Origin of the sequence: Rhizobium sp. BK312 (assembly GCF_014193605.1) — a bacterium.
Lineage (GTDB): Bacteria > Pseudomonadota > Alphaproteobacteria > Rhizobiales > Rhizobiaceae > Rhizobium.
This window is the reverse complement of record NZ_JACHZP010000011.1, coordinates 121,570-143,213: the sequence shown is the minus strand read 5'-3', so window position 1 is coordinate 143,213 and position 21,644 is coordinate 121,570. Positions and strand designations below refer to the sequence as shown.

Below are 21,644 nucleotides of genomic sequence, written 5' to 3'. Positions count from 1 at the left end.
GTCTCGCCTGCGGCGACCTCATGCACGCGCGTGATTGTAAGGTGCTTCTTACTTAATATTACCCATAGTAATTTCCGACGGTCATAGGGAAAGCCTGGAAAACGCCATTCGGATCCTCCGCAATGCGCTTCTCTGCGAATGAGGGACCAAGCCGCGAGCAAGTTGTCGAAGATACTGAAACTCCGGGAGGGGTGGTACATTCGGTCTGAAGTCGCTCAGGTGCAGTTTAATCAACAGGCCATCCACGGCTGAGTAGAACCGCAGATGGCAATCAACGTCGCGTTTGGAGTGTAGAGACGCTACGGTCTCGGCCGCTCCGCTGCCTTCAAAGGCAACATGACGAAGAGCCTTTGCAAGATCTGGCTGCTGACAGCGATCGAGAATATCGGAGAACCACGCAAGCCACTCGGGATCGCTCCGTTTAGGGATTTGGTGAATGCTTTTTCGATCGCTGCGATGCTGGCTGGAGGTAACACCTTCATCCTTGCGGTCGAGTTGATCAAGGACAATGCGAGCGCGCCTGAGTTCGTCGTGGGATGAGCGCGGATAAAAGTCTTGCAGCCTGCGCGCCTGATCAAGGTGACCTCTACAGATCATGGCAAGGAGGAAATACGCCCATTCGACCGGGTCCGGGTCGGCCGCCCCATAGTCAATCATCGTTACCTTGAGCATGTTGACCAGAAGGGCGTAGGCGCGATCAGCTTCGCCCTGCCGCAATGCGCATATGGCGAGAAGGAATTTGGCTTCAGGCAGATAAGAAACGTAGTCCAGGCAGCGGATATAGCACTGCTTGGCCTCCTCCACTCTGTCCTGTTCAAGAAGAAAATCGCCTTGCTTCAGTAGAGCGCGGTCACTCGCTTCCCCGATAATGCGGATGCTCTCTCGCTGTGAGGTACGCTCCACCTTGATAACATCGCTGAATGGTCCGGGCTGAATGATTTTTTCTCCAGATTGCAGGCCTTTGTTCAATATGAACCATTGATATATTTGCGGCCTATCATTCAGCGTATGACGCGAGTGGATCAAATTATAACCGGCTGCAGCAATTCGTTGTACTTCGTCGGGATGAGCAAGGAGATAGTCTAGTCGGTCCACAACGTTGCGGTGGTCGGCGAAGACACAGTTCTCCATATCGGTAAAGCCAGCCGCCTCTACTGCTGCCGTGCGTTCCGTCACTAAACAGGCGTTCGCCCCTGGAATCTCAAAGTGCTTCCGCACAACCTCGCCAGCAACAGTTCCGCATGTAGGGGCGACGAGGCTTGCGTTGAGGACGCGCGCATAGGCCTCTCCCGATAGCTGCTGGGAGGCAAGCTTGCTCTCATATGTGTGTTGCGGTGATACTAGGCAGGGGTAACGGTCGCGGATTAACGGGAAGACCTTCTCTCGCCAAGGGTACAGGCCACTGACCTGGCCCGTCAGGGTAACCGGTATGATCTTGTGCTGGCGATAGTCGTGGTAAATCTCGGGATCGATGAAATTAGGCCAGACGAATAGGTTCTCCCTCAACTCCGGCATATATTCTGGTGTCATCGTTCCGATCGAGAAATATGTATCGATACCCCACTGCTCCATATCGGAAAGGAAACCGGTGCGCCGATCGCACCATGGATCGGCATTATGAAGGCCAAGCTTCGGGACGTCGATATGAGAACGGGTGTTGGTGATTTTTATCCGCCGCGAACCATGTGACCGATAGCCGCTTTCAAACAGCGTCAGATCCGGTTCGTACCTGTCGCAGATCTTTGCGTAATCGCCGTCGTGGTTTATGACGACGACATCGAAGTGCGTCTCAAGGCATTTGACCTGCTGCTGCATATGCAGCAGCAGGTAACCGGCGCCATTGACATTGGGATGATGATCCCACTGAAAGAAAACGAGCCTTGGTTTTTGATGATCTGCGTTGCTATCCATGTCCTTATCTGATGGCTTCTGAAACGGGAAGGCCGGCGTTCGGAAGCAGCAGATGCGGATAAGCCTGGTGCAAGGAATTGGCGCTGAGCATGTTCCCCACCCCTCCCGAAAGCTTCCACTCGAAATAGGCGATCGTTCTCTCGAGCCCTTCACGCAGGCTCACCGTCGGCTGCCAGCGAAGTTCCTTCGTTGCGCGGCTGATATCCGGCTTCCGCTGTGTCGGGTCGTCCGCTGGCAGAGGCTTGAAGGCGATGCCTGATTTCGATCCCGTCATTTCGATCACCATTTCGGCCAATTCACGCACCTGGAATTCTACAGGGTTGCCGAGATTAATTGGACCCGTCACCCCGGTGGGCGCACCCATTAGACGGATGAAGCCGTCGATCAGATCATCCACATAACAGAACGACCGTGTCTGCGTGCCGTTTCCGAAGATGGTGATCGGCTCGCCTCGAAGCGCCTGAACGATGAAATTGGAGACGACTCGGCCGTCATTGGTCTGCATTCGTGGCCCGTATGTGTTGAAGATCCGTGCCACGCGGATTTCCACGCCATATTGACGATGATAGTCGAAAAACAGAGTTTCGGCGCACCGCTTACCTTCATCATAGCAAGCTCGCGGGCCAATGGGATTGACGCTGCCTCGATAATCCTCAGTCTGAGGGTGGACTGTCGGATCGCCATAAACTTCGCTCGTGGATGCCTGGAAGATCTTCGCCTTGGTGCGCTTGGCCAAGCCGAGCATGTTGATGGCCCCGTGAACATTGGTCTTCACGGTCTGCACGGGATCGAACTGGTAGTGGACCGGTGATGCTGGGCAGGCGAGATTGTAGATCTCGTCGACCTCCACATAAAGCGGGAAGGTGATGTCGTGGCGAAGAATCTCAAAGCGGGGATCGTCAAGAAGATGCAGAACATTTTCACGTGATCCGGTGTAGTAATTGTCCACGCAAAGGACGTCATTGCCTTCTCGCAGAAGCCTTTCGCACAAGAATGACCCCAGGAAGCCGGTGCCACCGGTTACCATAATTCGCCTTTGTCCATGCATTGTGTGCTCCATTGTTGATGGTTGCCTCGCAGATGGCGAGGATGGTCAGTAGGCTCCCCTGCCTTTAAAGACCGCAGGGATTGTGCTGAGAAGAATTTGGCAGTCCAACCATGGGGACTGGTTGTCGATGTAGTATTCGTCGAGTTGCTGCTGCAGCTCGATGTCCGCGTTGCTTCGTTCGGATATTTGCCAAAGGCCTGTGAGCCCCGGCATGACGGAGCGCCGCTTGTCTCGAAAGTCGCCGTCCATGGCCCGAAGGTGGTAGTCCGGAAACGGGCGGGGTCCGACGATGGCCATCTGACCCGCAACGATGTTCACCAACTGCGGGAGCTCATCGATGCTCCAAGAGCGCAGCAAATGACCTATAACCGGAAGGATGCGCGGGTCATCCTGGAGCTTGAAGTGGCTCGACCACTCGGCTCGCATGGCAGGGTTGTCCCGGAATAAGGCTTCAAGACGCTGCTCCGCATCTTGGTACATTGTCCTCAATTTCAGGACGCGCAGCGGCATACCGGACCGCCCTTCCCTGGTATGTCGAAAGAAGACGGGACCTGGATCGATGGCATAGATTGCGACCGCTGCAAACGCTACGAATGGCGCGGCCACTATCATTGCCGGGATGGCAATTGCGAGATCGAGGATCCGGCGAACCAGATCCGAGTTGACCCAATTCCCCCCGGTGATGAGGCAAACGCCGATCTCTCCGCCGATATCCGCAGGTCGCAAACCGCTTACCTTGAGCCTCGGCGTGTCGGACAGCAAAATAACTTCGGCGAACTTTCGACGCATCGTCGCCAACTCGGCAGCAAGGGAGCCCGTGTCCCCCGCAATCAGGGCAATGGATGGCCCGTCCTCGAGTGATATTTCCGAAGCGTCGGGTGAATAGAATTCCGGCCTGATGCCATACTGCCAATGGTCGGTGAAATGCGCCATGAGAGCGGGTATACGATTGCTGTTCCCGATGATCACCGCCCGTTCTCCCCAGATTCCAAGCCTCCGGCACAAGCCTCGTACGACCCAATGCATGACAGGTTGAACAATCAGTCCGAGGCCAACAAAGCCAAGGGCGCCAATCAGCAATCGCGATCCTTCTGGTAGGAGGATCGCCCCGAGCGCCGCAAAGACAGCCACCTTCACGGAAGCTATCGTGCGGCGGCGCAGATGCTCGTGATCATGAAGCCGATATCCAGGATAGAGAGCGTCCGATGCATAGAGAATGATCGCCGCCAAGGCTGCGAAAGCGAAAACACGCTCCAGAACCGTATTCTCGGAACCGTTCGGAAAAAACGGCAGAAGAAGAAAATAAGCTATGAGATAGCTCGCGACATCGCCAGCGACCAAAAGTGACGAGGTAGCAAGCCGGCTCTGCTTGCGGGACTCGGCCACCTTTGCAGGGTTTGTTACCGGTCGGACAGACGCCGGCGACGCAAATGAGGACATGATGGTTTTACTCCCCTACATTCGTTGTCTCGACGCGCTCGATCCACCAACCTCATCAGCGATCGGAAACGTCCGAAGCCCCAGTCTCTGGACTATAGTCAGTGAGATGAAGGTAGGCACGACGACCGCATAACGCAGCCACAGCCGCCGCGGCTCGCATAGAAGGCGGAATGCCCATTCAAAACCGCTTCTTTGGATTATCCTCGGAGCTTGCCGCTTGAGACCTGCGTGGAAATCGAAGGCAGCTCCGACGCCGATGAGCATCGAAGCATCCAGGCGCTCGCGCATGCGCGCCATCCAGAGTTCCTGCTTGGGGCTGCCGAGCCCCACCCAGATGATATCGGCGCCCGATCGATTGATCCGGTCAACGATATCGCCTTCCTCTTGCTTAGACAGTTCGCGAAAAGGCGGCGCATAGGAGCCGACTATCAGCGCATCCGGAAATCTTAGGAGGAGTCGCGCCTGTAGCTGCTCAAGCGTCTTCGTAGTTGCACCATAAAAGAAGTGGCGTAGGCCGTTGGCTCTGCCGGCCTCAAAAACAGATAGCATCAGATCAGGTCCGTAAACCCTGCCGCTTTCCGAATGGCCAGCATGCTTCAATGCCCATACCAACGGCATGCCGTCAGCTGTCACTAGGAACGCCCGGTTATGAACGGACCGAAGCTCGGGGTCCTTTTGACAGCGGACGAGGCCGTGTGCGTCGCGAACGCACACATATTCTTTCTTTCCCTCCGCAACCGCCTTTTGAATAAGTCCGGTCGCGCTTTTAAGATTGACCGCCGAAATGCGAACACCGAGGACATTGGTCCATTCAAATGAGCCCATTGAATTGGGAGCTGAAGTTTGCCTGCTGTCCGACGTTTGCACTCTCATGGCTTATGCCTTCACGACCTGAACTGACGCAAGGATATGACGCCAGACCGATTGTCTCCATAGTTACCATCGCAGCTATTGGACGTAAAAAGACTGCCTATTTGTAACTCGGCGCTGACATGAACTACGATATTTGAAGTAAGGCACATACATCTTGGTCGACCGCCTTGCTCTTTTGGATGACCTCAACACCAAAAGAACGGTGTGACGCTCGCGGCGCTGCACAAGATAGTTGCTTTCGCGCAAATAATTCTGAGCAGTTCTAAGCTGCATCGACCATTCATCAAATCCAGACGAAGACGGCGGATAGATGGATGGGCCCTTGGAAGTTGATGGCATATGTGGTGACGGGTCGCGACGCGACGGAAGTATTGAACTTGTCGAAGCAGTGCTTGATGAGTTTTGGGCCCAATAGGCTTTGAAGTCGTATGCGACGAGGTACTTGTGCGCGAATGTGTAGCCACTGAACTTTCTCTCCCCGTTGCGGATGCGGATTGAGGGAAGGCTAGAGACTCGGTCGCCACATTCGCGAGGATGGTCGACAACCAAAGTCGCTTGGCGTCGTTGAACAATCGCGCGTCGAGCCGCGCCAATAGATTCACTCACCGGCAACGCGCATGAAATGGCAGTAGAGTTTTCTAAATCGACACAGCTGGAACCCCTGTCTCCGGCGGAAAGCCGCTCGTGCCGGGAAACGCCTTTATTGCGAACCCGACAGGACGCTGCCGGAGTCCACGCCAGCTTTCTGAAGATCGCCTAGGTTGCCAAACTCCCCGGATGGCAGGATCCTGGGATGTATTCGGAAGCTTTTGTCGTTTAGATTACCGCTGTAGCGATTGCGTGCGAATCGTACCGAGCCCGGCTTGTGGTCGGGCGCATAAACATAAGCGGCAAGCCCGTTGCCACTTTCGACGGATACGATATTGTCCTCGATCCGATTTGGATCTGCCCAAGGGGGATGCCATCCTATCCCGGTGCCGTCGTCAACGCGAAAGGCTGCGCCGGATCCACCTCGAATGATGTTTCCTATCACCAAGTTGCTCCAGCCGCCATTGATGCCAATCGCCGATACGTTGTCGGAGAGAGTATTGCCCTCGATGCGTACCCCACTGGCCTTCCCGTCGGTGTAGATGGCCCAACTGATAGGAGACGGCCATTCATCGATATTTTCATATCGGGGTGGCCAGAATGTACCATCGGCCCTGTTCATAAGCTGGTCTGTGCCGGTGACCAAATTGTAGCGGATACTGCTGTTCAGGGGATCGGACTGCTCGCCCATCATCTTGATGGCCCCACCATCCGCCGTTTGCTGATTGGCGTTGCGGATCACGTTATATTCGATGATCGCGTCATGCACAGCGTCCTGGGGCCCCCATAGGGAACCACCAGCTATACCGAACTGCGCGGCGTGTTCGATCAAGTTGTGAGCTATCCTGATATCGTCTGCCGCCTGGAACCATATCCCCGCAGTTTCAAAATAAACCCTTCCGATATCATGGATATGGTTCGACAGGATCCTGGCACGATCGGATTTGCCGAAGGTACCATAGGCCGTGCCAAGGTAAATCCCGTTACCGGCCACATTTCCGATCGCATTGCCCGCGATCAGAACATCCTTGCTTTCGGCCACGTGGATTCCAACGCCGACGTTTTCGATCACGTTGCCGAGCAGCTTGACGCGATCGGCATGTTCGAGCCGTATGGCGCCAAACCCTCTGGTGTCGGTCTCGAACTTGCCGCTACCCTGCGGGGCTCCATCACGAAAGTGAAGGCCTGACACAGCCATTCCATCGGCTCCATTCAGCCTGAAGAATGTAGGCAGAAGGCCGGCGACGACCTTGGAACTGGGTAAAAATCGGTCCGTAGGAATGTAGTCAAGCTTTCCGCCATGGCTATCGTACCACCATTCGCCCGGGGCATCGAGGAAGGCCGCCGCGCCGGTTAAAAAATAGCGACTACCTTCCTCAGTGAAGAAATAAGCGGTGCCCTTGGTATGAATGGTCTGGGTTGCGGTGTCGATTGAGACCACTGGGAGCGTGTCGCTACCCCACTGGCTTCCGGGGCGAAAGCCACCCACGATGTTCGCGACAAGCCCTTTTGCATCGCCTAACGCCGGTAAGTCGCCGCTGTGAAAGCAAAAACGCGTATTGCCTTGCCAGCCGTTGCTATCTGTTCCACACTTGGCCGCAAACAGCCACCCTTTCCGCGGATCTCCATCAAGGGGAGCATTGGGAAAACGGGCTTGCGTCTGGAGGACCCCATCTACGAAAAGGTCGCCCACCGCCTTATCTGGAGATAATTGCAGGGATGCCGTCCAACGACCGTCGGCCTGCAACACCCAATGCCCCACAAGCGGGCCGCCGTGCAGGACCGGCGTCTGGTTGCATCTCGAAGTAATGATCAGGCCGGAATCACGAGAGTCAAAGACGATCGATTGAGTGAGATAGTAATCTCCATTGCCCATCGCGATCGTGCTTTGGCCCCCCTTCGCGCGCGCGGCATCGCGCGCCCTCTCAATTGTCGCAAAAGGACCATTGGAGCGTTGAGAATTTGCTTTGGGAAGGAGGCCGCTCCAAGTGTCTTTGCCATCTGGAGAAACGTAGAATATGGTCCGGGCCGCGGGTGCGCTGGTCAATAAATCGCTCAGGGAAGTCCCCTGCAGCTTGGCCGATAAGGTCGCTGGCGTAGCTTCCGCACAAGTCGCTTCGCTGATTGTCGTTTGCAGCCGGTCGGGTGCGTCAGCGTCCGCACTCGACCATGCCAGCGCATCTGACGGTGGAAGCGGCGTCGCAAGCAAAATGCTCAGGATCGGAGCGAAGCGCAACCTCATAAGATTTGCTACTCCATTATTATACAGCCCGCGGATGGCTGACGCACTGAAGCCGGATTGCTCGAGACGACGGGCGCATATAGCGAGAACATGATGATCGCCGTGGCAAATAGAACGAAAATGGCGTCGTTCTGAAGAAAGAACGTGCTCTCGGTCAGATTCATCACCAAAATCGCGACCGTGAAGGCGTTTAACCACAGCCAACCATATTTCCGATCGTGACAATGAAGAGCCGCGCCTTGATGCACCGCGTGGAAAAGCATCAGGACGAACAAAGCCATTCCGGTTATTCCGAAGTTCAACATGGTATCGCGGAATCCATTATGAGCGTGGGGAGCCATCCATTGGAGCTTTCCCCAGATAACCCATGCTTCGGGATTCGATTCAGTCCAAAATGCCTGATAGCCGAAACCGAGCAGTAGATGATCACCTATCTGACCATCAACCAGCTCCCATAGCGGCAGGCGGCCCGTCAAAGTAGAATCCTTGCCAAGAGCTTCCAGGAACGGCACAAGGAATTCATGCAACGAAATCAGGAGACCGGCTGCTATCTGAACAGAAATAAGAACAAAGACGATACGGCTGACGCCACGGATTCGTGGTAAGATGGAGTAGAAGCCGATCAAGCAGCATGACGATGCCGTCACAATTATCGCGGTCACAGACCCTGAGCCTACGAGACACACCACGCCTGCGATCAACAGAGCCAAAGCGGTTCGCCGCAAGCTTAGAGCACCGTCCATCAGTACGGCGATCGCCGCAAGTATCGTTATACTGGCGTACCAACCGAGATTATTCTTGTGAATGAAGATACCCCGTATCGCACCATCGGGCATGCGTGCCAGGTGCGGTGACGCTGCAAGGATGGCCAGGCTAAGGACGATGCACGTTCCAAACGTTGCGAATGCGAGTAGAAGCAACTGCCTCGGAGTGAAACGTATCGCCAGCACATAGGCCAGAAGCATTGTAAACAGGAGTGCGATGGCACGCCGCAAGGTCGTCGACGGGCCTACGGACCAGAAGACAGACACAAACGGCAAGGCAACCATCAGAGGGACAAAAAGATTTCGCCTTAGTGCTATCCGAAATTGCGGAAAGTTCCGCATCAGCATCAATAGGGTATATGCATATACGGGTAGGCAGAGGAGACGCAATATGGATTTGGCCGAATCGTTGAGGTCGCCGGCGCCATCGGCCAACATAAGCGGAAAAAGCGCACCGGTCTGAAGAAAAAGAGACATGGCGGCGCCCCAACATTCTACGGCTCGCCAACCGAGGGCCAGCCCACTCGCAACTTCGGGCGCATTCGGCCTCATCGTCGGTCCCAGCTGGCTTGGACAACCAGGTTAGTGTTGATCGCGGCAATTTGGAAATACATGGGTTCCGTCTCATAGCTGCGCTAATCACCAAAGAACAATCATCCGACCACCTCCGCAGTCAACTAACGCAAATGAAGGTGGGGGTAATTCTAACGCTTATACCCTCCATCAAAAGACGGTGGTGCGTTTGAGCTCTCAGTCGACCTATTCCCCAAAGGGTGAATGGCCGGGTCGACCGGCTTGCCAATAAGAGCAGATGTTACCCGTGATCATTCATCAGTAGCTTGATGATGGGCGCTAACCACGAAAGCGTGGCGCTGAGCCGCAGCTTCCGGTCAAGCAAGGCAATAGTTCTGGCGCGACTGACAATCCGCAGTTGAGGTATAGAATGGTTGGGAGTCTTATGGTTTTGCGTGACGGTGCTGGTCCTCGTTCTTTGCGTTATACGACAAGAACGTCACTCGTTGCAGCATTAGCGGCGCTGATCTCGCCAGCTCCGGCCGAACGCGTGGTTGCAGGGAATGACGCCGGGCCGCATCTATTCTCTCCGCAATATCTCGCGCTGCCAAACGCGCGAAGGTTCGCAACTCTGCCGCACCAACGCGTTGCGCAGCGACCCGCGTGAGAGGTGCCATGAAGCGACCGGCCATCAGCGTGCTTATCAATAATTATAATTACGCTCGCTTCGTCGGCCGTGCGATTGACAGCGTCTTGGCACAACAAGCGTCGGACATCGAGATAATCGTCGTAGACGACGGGTCAAGCGACGAATCGTGCGCCATTCTGGCCGCCTACGGCGACCGCATTAAAGTGCTCTTTCAGGAAAATCAGGGGCAGGCCGCCGCGATCAATGCCGCGGTACAACTAAGCAGTGGCGACATTCTCAGTTTTTTGGATGCAGACGACTGGTGGTCGCCGGACAAGCTGTCCGCGACGTCGGCGGCTTTCCACGCGAATCCTCAGGCATCACTCGTCTATCACCGACTTCAGCCAGCGCTCACCGATGGCTCGCCGGTCCTCAAGCCAATCCCTCGAACCTTGTGTTCGGGAGATTTGTCGCCACGGCTCACTCAGTCGGCTGGCTGGTGGCCCTTCCCGATGACGTCTGCAATCGCTGTGCGACGCAGCGCATGGGATGCTGCAGGGGATATTCCCAAACAGTTCCGCATATCTGCCGACGCTTGGCTTGTGGGCATCTATCCGTTCCTAGGGGACGTTGCTGCGTTGCCCAGTCCTCTTGGGTTCTACCGTATTCACAACAATACATGGTATCGGCCGATCGATGATGCCGCCATGTTGCGGAAGCGAATGGCTCACTGGCTTGCGGTCGTTGAGGCGACAAACATCTTTCTTGCAAGCCGGGGGGTAGCAGAAAGGCTTCATCTGGCTGATCATTATCCTTACCGGATCGCGTCAGCGAAGCTGGGCGGCGTTGATTGGCGCACTCGGTTCAAAATTGCTGTCGAAGGACTTTTCTTTGCAGGAGAACCAAATCTGCTTAGGCGGATGCGCGATGCGTTGCGCACAACTTACAACCTCCCTCGGCTCGATCGAGACGCCGGCGCGTCGGAGCCCGCGAAATGAAAGCGCTGTTGCTGGTTTCCGAACTGGAAGACTACACCATCTCCTTCGCCAACGGCGTTGCGGGACATGCGCAAGTCGTCCTGGCGGTTCCGCGCAGGCGCTATGCGCGCCTTGCCTCCTGGGTTGATCCGGCTGTCGATCTGCACCTTATGGACTGGCCAAGGCACCGCTCGCTCTCCAATCCATGGTTCCTTCACCAGCTCACACGTCTTATCCGGCGCGAACGGCCCGACCTCATCCACGTCTTAAGCAATTCTACCCTTTGGTTGAACTTCGCCGCTCCGTTCTGGCGACCCATCCCGCTTGTCACGACCGTGCATGACGTGGATGTGCATCCCGGCGACTCCGATACCCGAACGCTACCCGCCTGGGCATCCGGATGTATGGTGAGGCAATCAAAACATGTCATCGTACATGGCGAGGGGCTGAAGCAGATGATGCTTGACCGATACAAAAAAGCCGCCAATTGCGTCCATGTTCTGTCCCATCCGGCCATTCCTCGTTATGCCGACCTCGCTCGGCAGCAGAAATTGGTGCGACGCCGCGCAGACGGAACCGTGCGCGTCCTGCTCTTTGGCCGGATTTTTGCTTACAAGGGCTTGGAGCATTTGATCCGTGCCGAGGCGATGCTCAAGGACTCGCTCCCCAATCTACGCATCACCGTGGCCGGCCGTGGCGACGATGCGTGGGCCTTCCAGTCACTCATGGGAGAAGCTATCCGCTATGATATTCACAACCGCTTTATTGAAGATGCGGAGGTTGCCCAGCTTTTCCTGGAAGCCGATATCGTTGTTCTTCCCTACACGGAAGCCTCCCAAAGTGGTGTCCTCAATATCGCAGCGACGTTCGGCAAACCCGTTATCGTCACAGACGTCGGCGAATTGCGGGCCACTGTTCAGCCCAATAGATTGGGATTGGTGGTTCCCCCACGGGATGCCGAACAGCTTGCGAGAGCCATCAGGGTACTGGCAGAAAACGGCGAGCTCAGAAGCCGCTTTGGGACTAATGCACTCGAATGGGCGACCGGCCCGAATTCGCCCAAACAGGTCGGAGCTAAGGCCATAGCCGTTTATCGGGAGGTGGTCGGGGCATGTTGACGAAGGCGTTCACGAGCGGAAATATGACAACATTGCGGAATGCGGCAACCGTACGCCACTATGTGCCGGGTGGCTGCGAGAACGGCGGCGGTATCGGCAGGCTGGTTGGCTATATATCCGGTACGGCAAGGGAGTTAGGCGGAAAACATCTAGTTACCGATACCAGAGGAGCTCGATGGTCCGTGGCGACGTCGCCGCTGCACCTATTGGGTGCCGTCTTGATGATGGTGAAAGATAGGATCGTTGCTCCGGCACGCATTCACCATATCCATGTCGCGGGGCGCGGCAGCACTTCGCGAAAACTGATCTTAACGCAGGCTGCCCGTTTTCTTGGGTGCTTTCATGTCTTGCACCTGCACGACTACGATTATGCGAGCGACTTTGCTGCCCGCTCGCCTCGGCAACAATTGCTCATCCGCCGGATGTTTCAAAATGCTGATTACGTCGTGGTGCTCGGCCAGCGTGATCATATGACATTAACGACACTGCTGGGCGTAGACGAATGCCGTATAGTCGTCGCACATAATTGCGTTTCCGATCCCGGAATGCGCAATGTTCGGGTCGGCGAGATACCATTGATCGTATTCCTCGGTCGATTGAGCGAGCGTAAGGGTGTTAAGGAGCTTCTGCTTGCGCTAAGCGACCCGATCATGAAGGAGCTCCGGTGGCGAGCCGTGCTGGCTGGCGACGGACCTGTAGAAGACTACAGACGCCAGGCCGCAGACATGGCGCTTTCAGATTTGGTGGAAATGCCAGGCTGGCTTGACGCCAACGCGGCGCGGGCCTTGTGCGCACGGGCAGATATTCTGGTCTTGCCCTCGCATGCCGAGGGCATGGCGATGGCGGTGATTGAGGGTCTTGCCCACGGCCTCGCCGTCGTCACTACCCGTGTTGGGGCCCATGACGAAGCTATTTCCGATGGCGAAACTGGCATCTTCGTGCCTGTCGGAGACAAGGATGCTTTGGCTGCAGCATTGGCAAAACTGGTCAGTGATCCTGACATCAGGAGCCACCTCTCCTCCAAAGGCCGTGCCCACTATCTCAAGCACTTCAGTATGAACGCATACATGCGATCGCTGGAAAATCTCTACGAAGCTGTCTCCGCGCCACGCAAAAAAAGGGTTGGAGCACCATGACAATCTCAACTCCTCCTCCGGCCCGCAGCGGCTCGTTCTCGTCGATGCGCTATGAGCCACAGTTCCAGGCAGGGGCCAAATCGGACGATTTCGACCTGATGTCATGCTTGCGCCTCATCCGCCGAAAGACCCCCGTGATCGTGGCTCTCACCACACTGCTATTGGCACCTGCCATCCCGGTGATTTGGGGACTGAAACCGAGCTATCATGCCGAATCCCGCCTGATAATTCACAGGCCTCTGGCGACAACGCTCGGCGCGGAGGATCCCGGCCGTAACGATCCGCTGGACCTTACATCTGAGACCGAGCGGCTTCTTTCCAGAAGTGCCGCAGAAAGAGTTATCCGCGACCTGCGGCTCGAGGAGCGGCCTGAATTCAATCCGGCACTGCGGAAAACCTCACTTGTCGACAAGGCCAGAGAAACACTACGCGATCTGTTCGACAATGAAGGAACGTCTTTGCCGATACGAAACAACCTGGAGCCCGTAATTCCGGCGTACTACAGAGCGCTCCGGGTATGGCGCGACGGCCAAGGCGGCGTTATCGAGATCGGGTTCGATTCAAGTGATCCCGAACTGGCAGCCGCGGTTCCGAACCGGCTTCTCAGCATCTACCTCGAAGAACGGAAGGTGAGTATCCGTGGCCGTCTGGACGCAGCGGAGGGATGGATTCAACAGCGAATCGCCGAACAGCAGGTTCGGGCAAAGGCAGCGCGTGATGCTGCCGACAGTTATCAGAAAACGATGAGCGCAACCTCAAACGACGACACGCAGGGTGACCAGATCAAGTCGTTGATGGAGCTGAGCGACCGGCAGATAAAAATCGAACAAAACCGCGCCGAGCTAACCGCAACGATTTCCACTCTCGAAGCGGCCGACGACGCCTCGCTTGCTCTGCAGAATATATCCATCCCCGACAGCATTGGCGCGATGGTACGCGACCTTCGTGCGCAACAGCAAGATCTCGATCATCTTCTTGAGACATACGGCAATAACGCCGAAGCAGTGGTCGACTTGCGTGCAAAGATACTTAAGTCCCGCACGGATCTCGGTCTTGCGGTCGATCGATATCTCCAGTCAATGCGCGCCAAACTTACGGCACTTGATCGTGAAGGAGGCGCAGTCCGATCCGCGTTAGCTGCCGCTTACGAGCAACGTTCTCGCTCTGCCCTGGCACAAACTGAGTTGGCGCGGTTACAGCGCAGTGCCGAAAGGGAGCAAACGGCGTTAGATGAGCTCGAGGCGCAGCGCCGGACCTTGGCGGGACAAGCCATGCTGCCGGGAGCGGAAGTAGAGGTTCTGTCACCGGCTGCGGTGCCGCTCGCGCCACAGGGACGCGGACGGCTTTTCTATCTGATCGGTGCCCTGCTAGGTTCGATTTCGATCGCGGTGACGGCCGCTTTCGTGGTTGAGATGTTGGATAAGACTGTCCGCAGCTTCGACCAGTTGACCGGAATGGCGCGTATCTTGCCCGCCGGGTTCATACCACGCCTGAGAAGGACAGACCGGAAAAATCAATCCATACTCTTAGGACATGTTCAAGGCGGGATGTTTGAGGAAGCGATGCGCACCATCGTAATTTCGCTCAAACAATCCAATGGTGGAAAGTTACCGAGCAGTATTCTTGTAACGTCGGCTCACAGTGGAGAAGGTAAGTCTCTGGTCGCCAGATCGCTGGCAATCGAACTCGCCGCCAGCGGAAGCCCAGTGCTGCTTGTCGATGGCGATCTCCAACGCGGAAACCTCGACTCGATTTTCAAATCGGGGCTAAAGCATGGATTGAATGAATTCCTGCGCGGACAGGCTGGAATCCAGGAGGTTATCCACTACCACCCAAGTGGCATCGACTTCATCCCAGCCGGCGCTCTCAGTTTGCCTCGCCACGCCGGTTTGACTGCGGTCGCTGACATCATCGAGATGGCCCGCGCGCGCGGCCAAATCGTTATCTTCGACAGCGCTCCCGTACTTGCCTCGACTGACACGAGACACCTGGCAGCGTTGGCAGAACAAACGTTAGTCATAGTGAAATGGGGCAAAACGAGCCGCCGCGCTGTCGAACTCGGCTTGCAGCATCTGAAAAACTCACGAAATTCCGAAATTCCGATTGCCATCAATAAAGTTAACCCGAAGAAGCATGCGCAATACAACTTCACAGACTCAGAGCTATTTTCAAAATCATTGATGAAATACTATATTCTCAAAACATAGACTTCAATATGTTGGAAAATTTATCTTTCGTGACCAATAATTTTATATGCGAGGTGAAAATGAATAGACCAGAAATCTTAAGTGCCGGCTTTACAAGCAAGGATGGAGCCGATCCGTCCGAACGGTTCCGTCGCAAACCCGCCTTAAGGGCCCGCAATCCCATCCGGTTTCTGGCGGTCGGGCGACAAGCCGGACGATGGACTGGGTTGACAGGCGAAGCTCGCCTATTCCGTTTGATGTCAGCTTCTCGAAGCCGTCATGCCGACGGGTTTCATTTGGGAGTAAAATTATGGATGACGCGGTGAGAAATAACGGCAGAGTCGCGCTGATTTCCGGAATAACAGGTCAGGACGGAGCGTATTTGGCCGAAATGCTCCTGGAGAAGGGCTATATCGTTCACGGCATCAAGCGGCGCTCATCCTCCTTCAACACCACTCGTATCGAGCATCTCTACGAGGATCCCCACGTCGAGAATCCTCGCTTTATCCTGCATTTCGGAGACATGACGGATTCAACGAATCTGATCCGGATCGTTCAGGAAACCCAGCCTGACGAGATCTACAATCTTGCGGCACAAAGCCATGTCCAAGTCTCTTTCGAGACGCCGGAATATACGTCCAATGCGGATGGAACAGGCACTCTCCGGCTGCTTGAAGCGGTTCGCCTCTTAGGCCTGACCAAGAAGACCCGCTTCTATCAGGCGTCCACCTCCGAACTTTACGGCAAAGTTCAGGAAGTTCCCCAGAGCGAGACGACACCGTTCTATCCTCGCTCACCCTACGCGGCTGCCAAACTTTATGCCTATTGGATCGTGGTCAATTATCGCGAGGCCTATGGCATGCATGCCTCGAATGGCATTTTGTTCAATCACGAAAGCCCCATCCGCGGCGAGACATTCGTGACGCGCAAAATTACTCGGGCGGCCGCGGCTATCCATCTTGGCCTCCAGGAACGACTCTATCTTGGCAATTTGAATGCCAAGCGTGACTGGGGGCATGCGCGAGAATATGTCCGCGGCATGTGGCTGATGTTGCAACAGGACGAACCTGAAGACTACGTCCTGGCGACCGGCGAAACCCACTCTGTTCGCTCCTTTGTCGAGAAGGCTTTTGCCAAACTGGGCATGCCGATTGCTTGGCGTGGCGAGGGTGTTGAGGAAAAGGGATACGACAAGACATCGGGTCATTGTGTGGTGGAGGTCGATCCAGCTTACTTCCGCCCCACTGAAGTTGATCTTCTGATTGGCGATCCAACGAAAGCGTATAAAAAGCTTGGCTGGAAACATGAGACCAGTCTCGATCAGCTGGTTGCGGAAATGGTTCGCGAGGACCTGAAAGTAATGGCGCGAAATGTTCCGTCGATAGGTGTGAACAAAGGCTTGGCTTATGCCTGAGGTGATCTACAGCCTTGCTGGAAAAAAGGTTTATGTCGCGGGCCACCGCGGCATGGTGGGCTCTGCGATCGTGCGACGTCTCGCTTCTGAGGACTGCGAGATTTTGACGGCCACGCGCGCCGAGGTCGATCTGAGACGGCAGGAACAGGTCGAAGCCTGGATGGGCAAACGCCGCCCTGACGCTGTCTTCCTGGCCGCCGCGAGGGTCGGCGGTATTCTCGCGAACGCTACCTATCCGGCCGATTTTCTATACGACAATATGATCCTCCAAGCGAACGTCATCCATGCGGCTCATAGAACTCAGGCCGAAAAGCTGATGTTTCTGGGCTCGTCCTGCATCTATCCAAAATTCGCCGACCAGCCGATTGTTGAGGAGGCGCTTTTGACGGGACCGCTTGAACCAACGAACGAATGGTATGCGATCGCCAAAATTGCCGGATTGAAGCTCTGCCAAGCTTATCGCAAACAGCACCGCAAAGATTTCATCTCGGCCATGCCGACCAATCTCTATGGTCCGGGTGACAATTTTGACCTCGAGTCGAGTCATGTCATGCCGGCACTCATACGCAAAACGCATGAAGCCAAGATGCATCAGCGGCAAGAAATATGCATCTGGGGCACTGGCAATCCGCGACGCGAATTCCTGCATGTCGACGATTGCGCCGACGCGTGCGTCCATCTCATGAAGACCTATTCGGCTGAAAGTCATGTGAATGTCGGCTCCGGCGAAGATATCACCGTCCTCGACTTGGCGCATCTCGTCTCCATGGTTGTTGGTTTCGAAGGTAAAATTACTCACGATCTAACCAAACCGGATGGCACGATACGCAAACTCATGAGCGCCGACAAACTCCGCACGCTCGGCTGGTCGCCTAAGATAGGGCTAAAAGAGGGCATCGCAGACGCTTATCGCTCTTTCCTGAACGGGCGTAATTTTGAACGCAGTAACGCAGTGCCGCTAGACGGCAGCGCTTGAAGTGCTTCCTGGGGATCCGTTCAGTGATTCTTCCGCAGAGGCATCCTCGCCGCCATGCTCGTCCAAGACGGTGCTGTTGACAGACATATCATCCTGGTCCGTCGCAGCTCGGCATCGACCATGTGGTCACTTGCGAAATCACCTAATTCGGGGAGGCGCCGTGCCCGTCCTCGGCTCTTCGAACCAGGCGAGCGACCACCTCAGTCCGGTTCTGGACCCGCAACTTGCGCATTATGTGCTGCAGATGCATCTTCACCGTATGCCCCGACAAGTTGAGCTTTCCTGCGATAACCTTGTTTGAGCAGCCACATTGCAACTCCGCGAGAACCTCCGCCTCCCGAGGAGTGAAATCGGCTATCGGCCAATATTGCGTCCTTTCATCCAAGCTTTTCTCCGCCTCGTTTCTGGCTGGAGCATGTTCGTCTGATCCATCTGCAACAACGCCCAGCAGCTGCGGGCAGAATGTTCCTCCCGCCAGAACGAGACGAAGGCCGGCAAGGGCGATATCAATGGGAAGTGATGTCGAAAAGAAGCCCCGGATGCCCATCTTGAGCGCCTGACGAACTATGCCGACATCATCTGTACCTAAGAGCAACGTGATAGGAGCCTCGGGAAAACGCGCCGCAATTTCCGCGAGATCGTTGTGTAGACTTGCACTCTCGACACCTCTGCCGGCCAGATCGAGTGCAATCAAACGCACCTCGGCCCCGAGAGCCCTATCGAGACTCTCTGTCGAGGTCATGTCGATAAAATTCCACCCGGCAAATTCAAGCTCAAGAAGCTTCACCACAGTCGTACGTGCCAATGTGGAATGCTGAATAACGACAATAGTTGGTAAATTGCGCCGCATTTGACGCTTGGATTTTGCACTGTTGGACACCTGCCTGCTCCCCAGAATAGTTGCAGCCCAACAGTGATCCAGATTATTCCCGTTCTCGTTTCATGTCATGACACAAAAAAGAGGTACTATCGATATCAATAGTCTTATCTATTACGATAGCTCTTATGGACTGAAAGAGCAAAGCAAGAGACAACCATTGCGGAACACATCGAACTCTTATTGATGAGAAGATGCGATCTCAACATATTTCACAGAATTCACGCATAGAAATCATGTCAACAAAGATTTCAAACATGCTAAAAAACATATGATCTGATACAAATGCACCCAATAAAATTGGCTGCTAGAATTATGCCAGTAAACAGTTTTTTTAAATCCAGGCTCTCAACTTAAAGCAGCTGCGGCACTGAACAGGCACCGACGGATACCAGCCAAACGCAGCGGTCGAAATCTAAGACAATGTGGATAGGGTCACCGTGGAATATTCGGTACCGTAGTGACCGGGCATTCCGCGCCATGTCTCTCCGAAAGGCAAAGGCCAAACGGATGAAGCAATCCAGCATATGGCTTTTATGGCGCAAGACGGCTTCACGAAGTTGAGCTTTCGCAATACCGGCAGGAAGACCATCTGTCAGCTATGCATGAAGCCCAGAATGTCGTCCACGAGGGCCGAATGGGCGTCCGTAAGGTTGCCGCCTCCGCCGTGGCCCCCGAGGCCGGCCAATTGAAGCGCATGCTGATCGTAGAGAACATGATCGATCTGCTGGGCGTCCGCCGTCCCACCGGCAGGAACTGCGATATTGATGGGATGGAAATAGGCGAGATTGACGTCTACCATGCTGCCGGTTGACGATCCAACCCCACCGCCGCCAGCTTCATGGTTGCCGGTAAAAATCGTCCCCGACGACATATTGAAGCCACCGCCGTTGCCGCCGATGCCGGCGATCTGCATCGTACCCTGATCGAAAACGGCATTGTTTGTCTGATGGGCCTCGGCCGAGCCGCCAGCGGCACCCACTGCGATGTTGATCGGGGAGAAGATGGCCACATTCACGTCGACCATGCTACCGACGAAAACTCCGTTGCCGCCGTGCCCCGCATAATTGTCACCGGTAAATGTAACTGTAGTTCCCGGGCTCACCGCCGAGTCATGGATCGCGGCATTATGGTCTCCACCGGAGCCGCCGATGCCGCCCATCTGGGTTGCCCCCTGCAGGAACATGGCGTTGTTCGATTGATCGGCGTGAGCCTCAGCGCCAGGGCCAACCGCCACAGCCGCGTTCACGGGGGCAAACACCGCAGCATCCGAGCTCACGAGCCCCCCGAAAAATAGACCGTTGCCACCGGTGCCGGCATGATAGACGTCACCTCCGCCGCCGATGGCAACATTGCCGCTTCCGCCATTCCCGCCGATCCCTGCCATTTCTATGGGGTACTGATTGACCAGCGCATCGTTGCCCTGGAAGGCGTCGGCACTCGAATGAGGTCCCGCAATAGCAGCATTGGACGGCATGAAGGCAGCCAGTGCGTTGCTGTCGATCACGCCTTCGCTTATCCCGTCGCCGCCGCTACCGGCTGAATTATAGTTCGGACCCGAAGCGACATCCAATGGAAGCCAGGTCGGTACCAGAGCCAGATGCCCCGCAGCCGAATTGGAGGTGAGGTTCTGATCGGTGCCTGTTTTGGACAAGTCTTCCAACAAGGGACGAATTTCCGGCATTGCCGTCTCCATTCCACGCTCAACCGCACGCCTCACCCAGCGTGCAGCCTATGCAACTTGAATTGTTCAGGCATTGTGCATCTGAATGCAGGAAAAACAGAGCCTGCAATTCGTCTACATCCTCTCGGCTACTACCGTAGCCATTTGGCTGTCATGGACGCAGTGCCCGGCCGAGCGAGTTTGAGGGCACCAAAGCTGGCTCTGAAATAGAAGTCCGGCTTCGCCAAACCCCTTTCCGGTAGCGCAACACGCTGGTTCTTTTGCCCCCGAACAGGATCTCCTCTGCCAGCGGAGTCTGATCAGAAGCCCGGAATCTAGCCGATTCGCTTAGGGAGCCGTTGCTTGGAAGAGCGGCATCGCTTCGACCAGGCACACACATAGTCTCGACGACGCCATCGGGCGCCAAATCACCAGATCTCAAGTCGAAATAACAATCCGACGCCTCCAAGCATACGCCCAAAAGAACGTCACCGAATATCTAGATAGCTCGCGGGTTAAATCGCGAGTAATATTTACCTGTGGTTGTACTTACTGGCGGCGAGATGCTGGATATCCACGCCGTAGAACGAACACGAACGAAACGAAATTGAAGGAGGGACACCTATGCCCATTCCACAAATATCTGACACGATTCACTTCAGTGACCCGACTGCAGGCGACGCAAGCGCCGGCAACGGCGGCGATGGCATCAGCCATGGCAATATTGACTACAACCCCGTTGCGTACGTAGCCAACGTGCAATCGGTCGAAGGAGCATCTACCGATCTGCACAACGGCGACCATGTCGGACAGATGGCAGATTGGACTGCCGGCAGCGGTGGACCTGGTGGCTTTACTCAGGCCCAGAATGGCTTCCTGGCGGCAGTCACGAATAGCGGCGCCGGCGGTGCCGGGGGAGATTCTCACTCCAACGGGAGCCAGGGAAGCGTGAGCGGTGGCGATACGGCGGCGGTAAGCGCGGCTACGACGGCGACGCAATATACTCAGCTTATGGCTGATCAGCATGCCACCATTCTCGCTGGAGTCGGCGGCAACGGCGGTAACGGCAACATGGCCCGCGGCGGCGACATCTCGGCAGCGCTAGTTCACACGGATCCCTCAACGACGACCGTGAACAATGCTCTCGATCATTTCACGAACGACTTCGGCCATATCGATCTCAGCCATCTTGGTTCATGAATCATAGGCCCTGAGGGTCGCCGGCTTCGGCTGGCGACCCTCATAGGTTGCATAGCCGGCAGCCTCGTCTTTTCAGCGTCAGTGGAGCGA

General features: G+C 55.6%; 14 protein-coding genes and 1 pseudogene. 7 read left to right on the top strand and 8 right to left on the bottom strand.

Annotated elements, in window-relative coordinates; genetic code table 11:
* Positions 1–58: 58 nt before the first annotated feature.
* The 6 genes and pseudogenes from FHT85_RS26460 to FHT85_RS26435 all read right to left on the bottom strand — a co-directional run bounded on the left by FHT85_RS26460 (position 59) and on the right by FHT85_RS26435 (position 9,418).
* Positions 59–1,911 (bottom strand): annotated as a pseudogene (locus tag FHT85_RS26460) (glycosyltransferase).
* Between the two features lie 4 nt (positions 1,912–1,915).
* On the bottom strand, positions 1,916–2,959 hold the full coding sequence (locus FHT85_RS26455) for a UDP-glucuronic acid decarboxylase family protein (RefSeq protein WP_112412182.1): 1,044 nt from the start codon (positions 2,957–2,959) through the stop codon (positions 1,916–1,918).
* Between the two features lie 45 nt (positions 2,960–3,004).
* Positions 3,005–4,399, bottom strand: coding sequence for a sugar transferase (locus FHT85_RS26450; protein ID WP_112412181.1), 1,395 nt, complete (start codon positions 4,397–4,399; stop codon positions 3,005–3,007).
* Positions 4,400–4,414: 15 nt separating this feature from the next.
* Complete coding sequence (locus tag FHT85_RS26445) at positions 4,415–5,272, bottom strand: WecB/TagA/CpsF family glycosyltransferase (protein ID WP_112412180.1); 858 nt, start codon at positions 5,270–5,272, stop codon at positions 4,415–4,417.
* A 700-nt stretch (positions 5,273–5,972) separates the two neighbouring features.
* The gene (locus tag FHT85_RS26440) at positions 5,973–8,102 is read right to left on the bottom strand and encodes a right-handed parallel beta-helix repeat-containing protein (RefSeq protein ID WP_112412179.1); all 2,130 of its coding nucleotides are present in this window, start codon (positions 8,100–8,102) and stop codon (positions 5,973–5,975) included.
* Positions 8,103–8,110: 8 nt separating this feature from the next.
* Complete coding sequence (locus FHT85_RS26435) at positions 8,111–9,418, bottom strand: O-antigen ligase family protein (protein WP_112412178.1); 1,308 nt, start codon at positions 9,416–9,418, stop codon at positions 8,111–8,113.
* Between the two features lie 636 nt (positions 9,419–10,054).
* Between FHT85_RS26435 and FHT85_RS26430 the strand changes: the two genes are divergently transcribed.
* The 6 genes from FHT85_RS26430 to FHT85_RS26405 all read left to right on the top strand — a co-directional run bounded on the left by FHT85_RS26430 (position 10,055) and on the right by FHT85_RS26405 (position 17,814).
* Complete coding sequence (locus FHT85_RS26430) at positions 10,055–11,005, top strand: glycosyltransferase family 2 protein (protein ID WP_183774520.1); 951 nt, start codon at positions 10,055–10,057, stop codon at positions 11,003–11,005.
* Entirely contained in the window at positions 11,002–12,102 is a 1,101-nt protein-coding gene (locus FHT85_RS26425) for a glycosyltransferase family 4 protein (RefSeq protein ID WP_183774517.1), read from the top strand. Before FHT85_RS26430 ends, FHT85_RS26425 begins: the two co-directional genes overlap by 4 nt.
* The gene (locus tag FHT85_RS26420) at positions 12,096–13,238 is read left to right on the top strand and encodes a glycosyltransferase family 4 protein (RefSeq protein WP_112412175.1); all 1,143 of its coding nucleotides are present in this window, start codon (positions 12,096–12,098) and stop codon (positions 13,236–13,238) included. Before FHT85_RS26425 ends, FHT85_RS26420 begins: the two co-directional genes overlap by 7 nt.
* Positions 13,235–15,445, top strand: coding sequence for a GumC family protein (locus FHT85_RS26415; protein WP_112412174.1), 2,211 nt, complete (start codon positions 13,235–13,237; stop codon positions 15,443–15,445). Before FHT85_RS26420 ends, FHT85_RS26415 begins: the two co-directional genes overlap by 4 nt.
* Before the next feature lie 289 nt (positions 15,446–15,734).
* Positions 15,735–16,838 carry a GDP-mannose 4,6-dehydratase gene (gene gmd, locus FHT85_RS26410; protein WP_112399406.1) on the top strand — a complete coding sequence of 368 codons (1,104 nt, stop codon included), beginning with the start codon at positions 15,735–15,737 and terminating at the stop codon, positions 16,836–16,838.
* Positions 16,831–17,814, top strand: coding sequence for a GDP-L-fucose synthase family protein (locus FHT85_RS26405; RefSeq protein WP_183774514.1), 984 nt, complete (start codon positions 16,831–16,833; stop codon positions 17,812–17,814). The genes gmd and FHT85_RS26405 overlap by 8 nt, the downstream gene beginning before the upstream one ends.
* Before the next feature lie 142 nt (positions 17,815–17,956).
* On the opposite strand, the gene FHT85_RS26400 is transcribed toward FHT85_RS26405, so the two are convergent.
* Positions 17,957–18,664, bottom strand: a complete 708-nt coding sequence (locus FHT85_RS26400) for a response regulator transcription factor (RefSeq protein WP_112415507.1) — start codon at positions 18,662–18,664, stop codon at positions 17,957–17,959.
* Positions 18,665–19,286: 622 nt separating this feature from the next.
* Positions 19,287–20,375 carry a hypothetical protein gene (locus FHT85_RS26395; protein WP_112412173.1) on the bottom strand — a complete coding sequence of 363 codons (1,089 nt, stop codon included), beginning with the start codon at positions 20,373–20,375 and terminating at the stop codon, positions 19,287–19,289.
* A gap of 603 nt (positions 20,376–20,978) precedes the next feature.
* On the opposite strand from FHT85_RS26395, the gene FHT85_RS26390 reads away from it, so the two are divergent.
* Positions 20,979–21,554, top strand: coding sequence for a PE-PGRS family protein (locus FHT85_RS26390; protein WP_112399410.1), 576 nt, complete (start codon positions 20,979–20,981; stop codon positions 21,552–21,554).
* Positions 21,555–21,644: the final 90 nt, after the last annotated feature.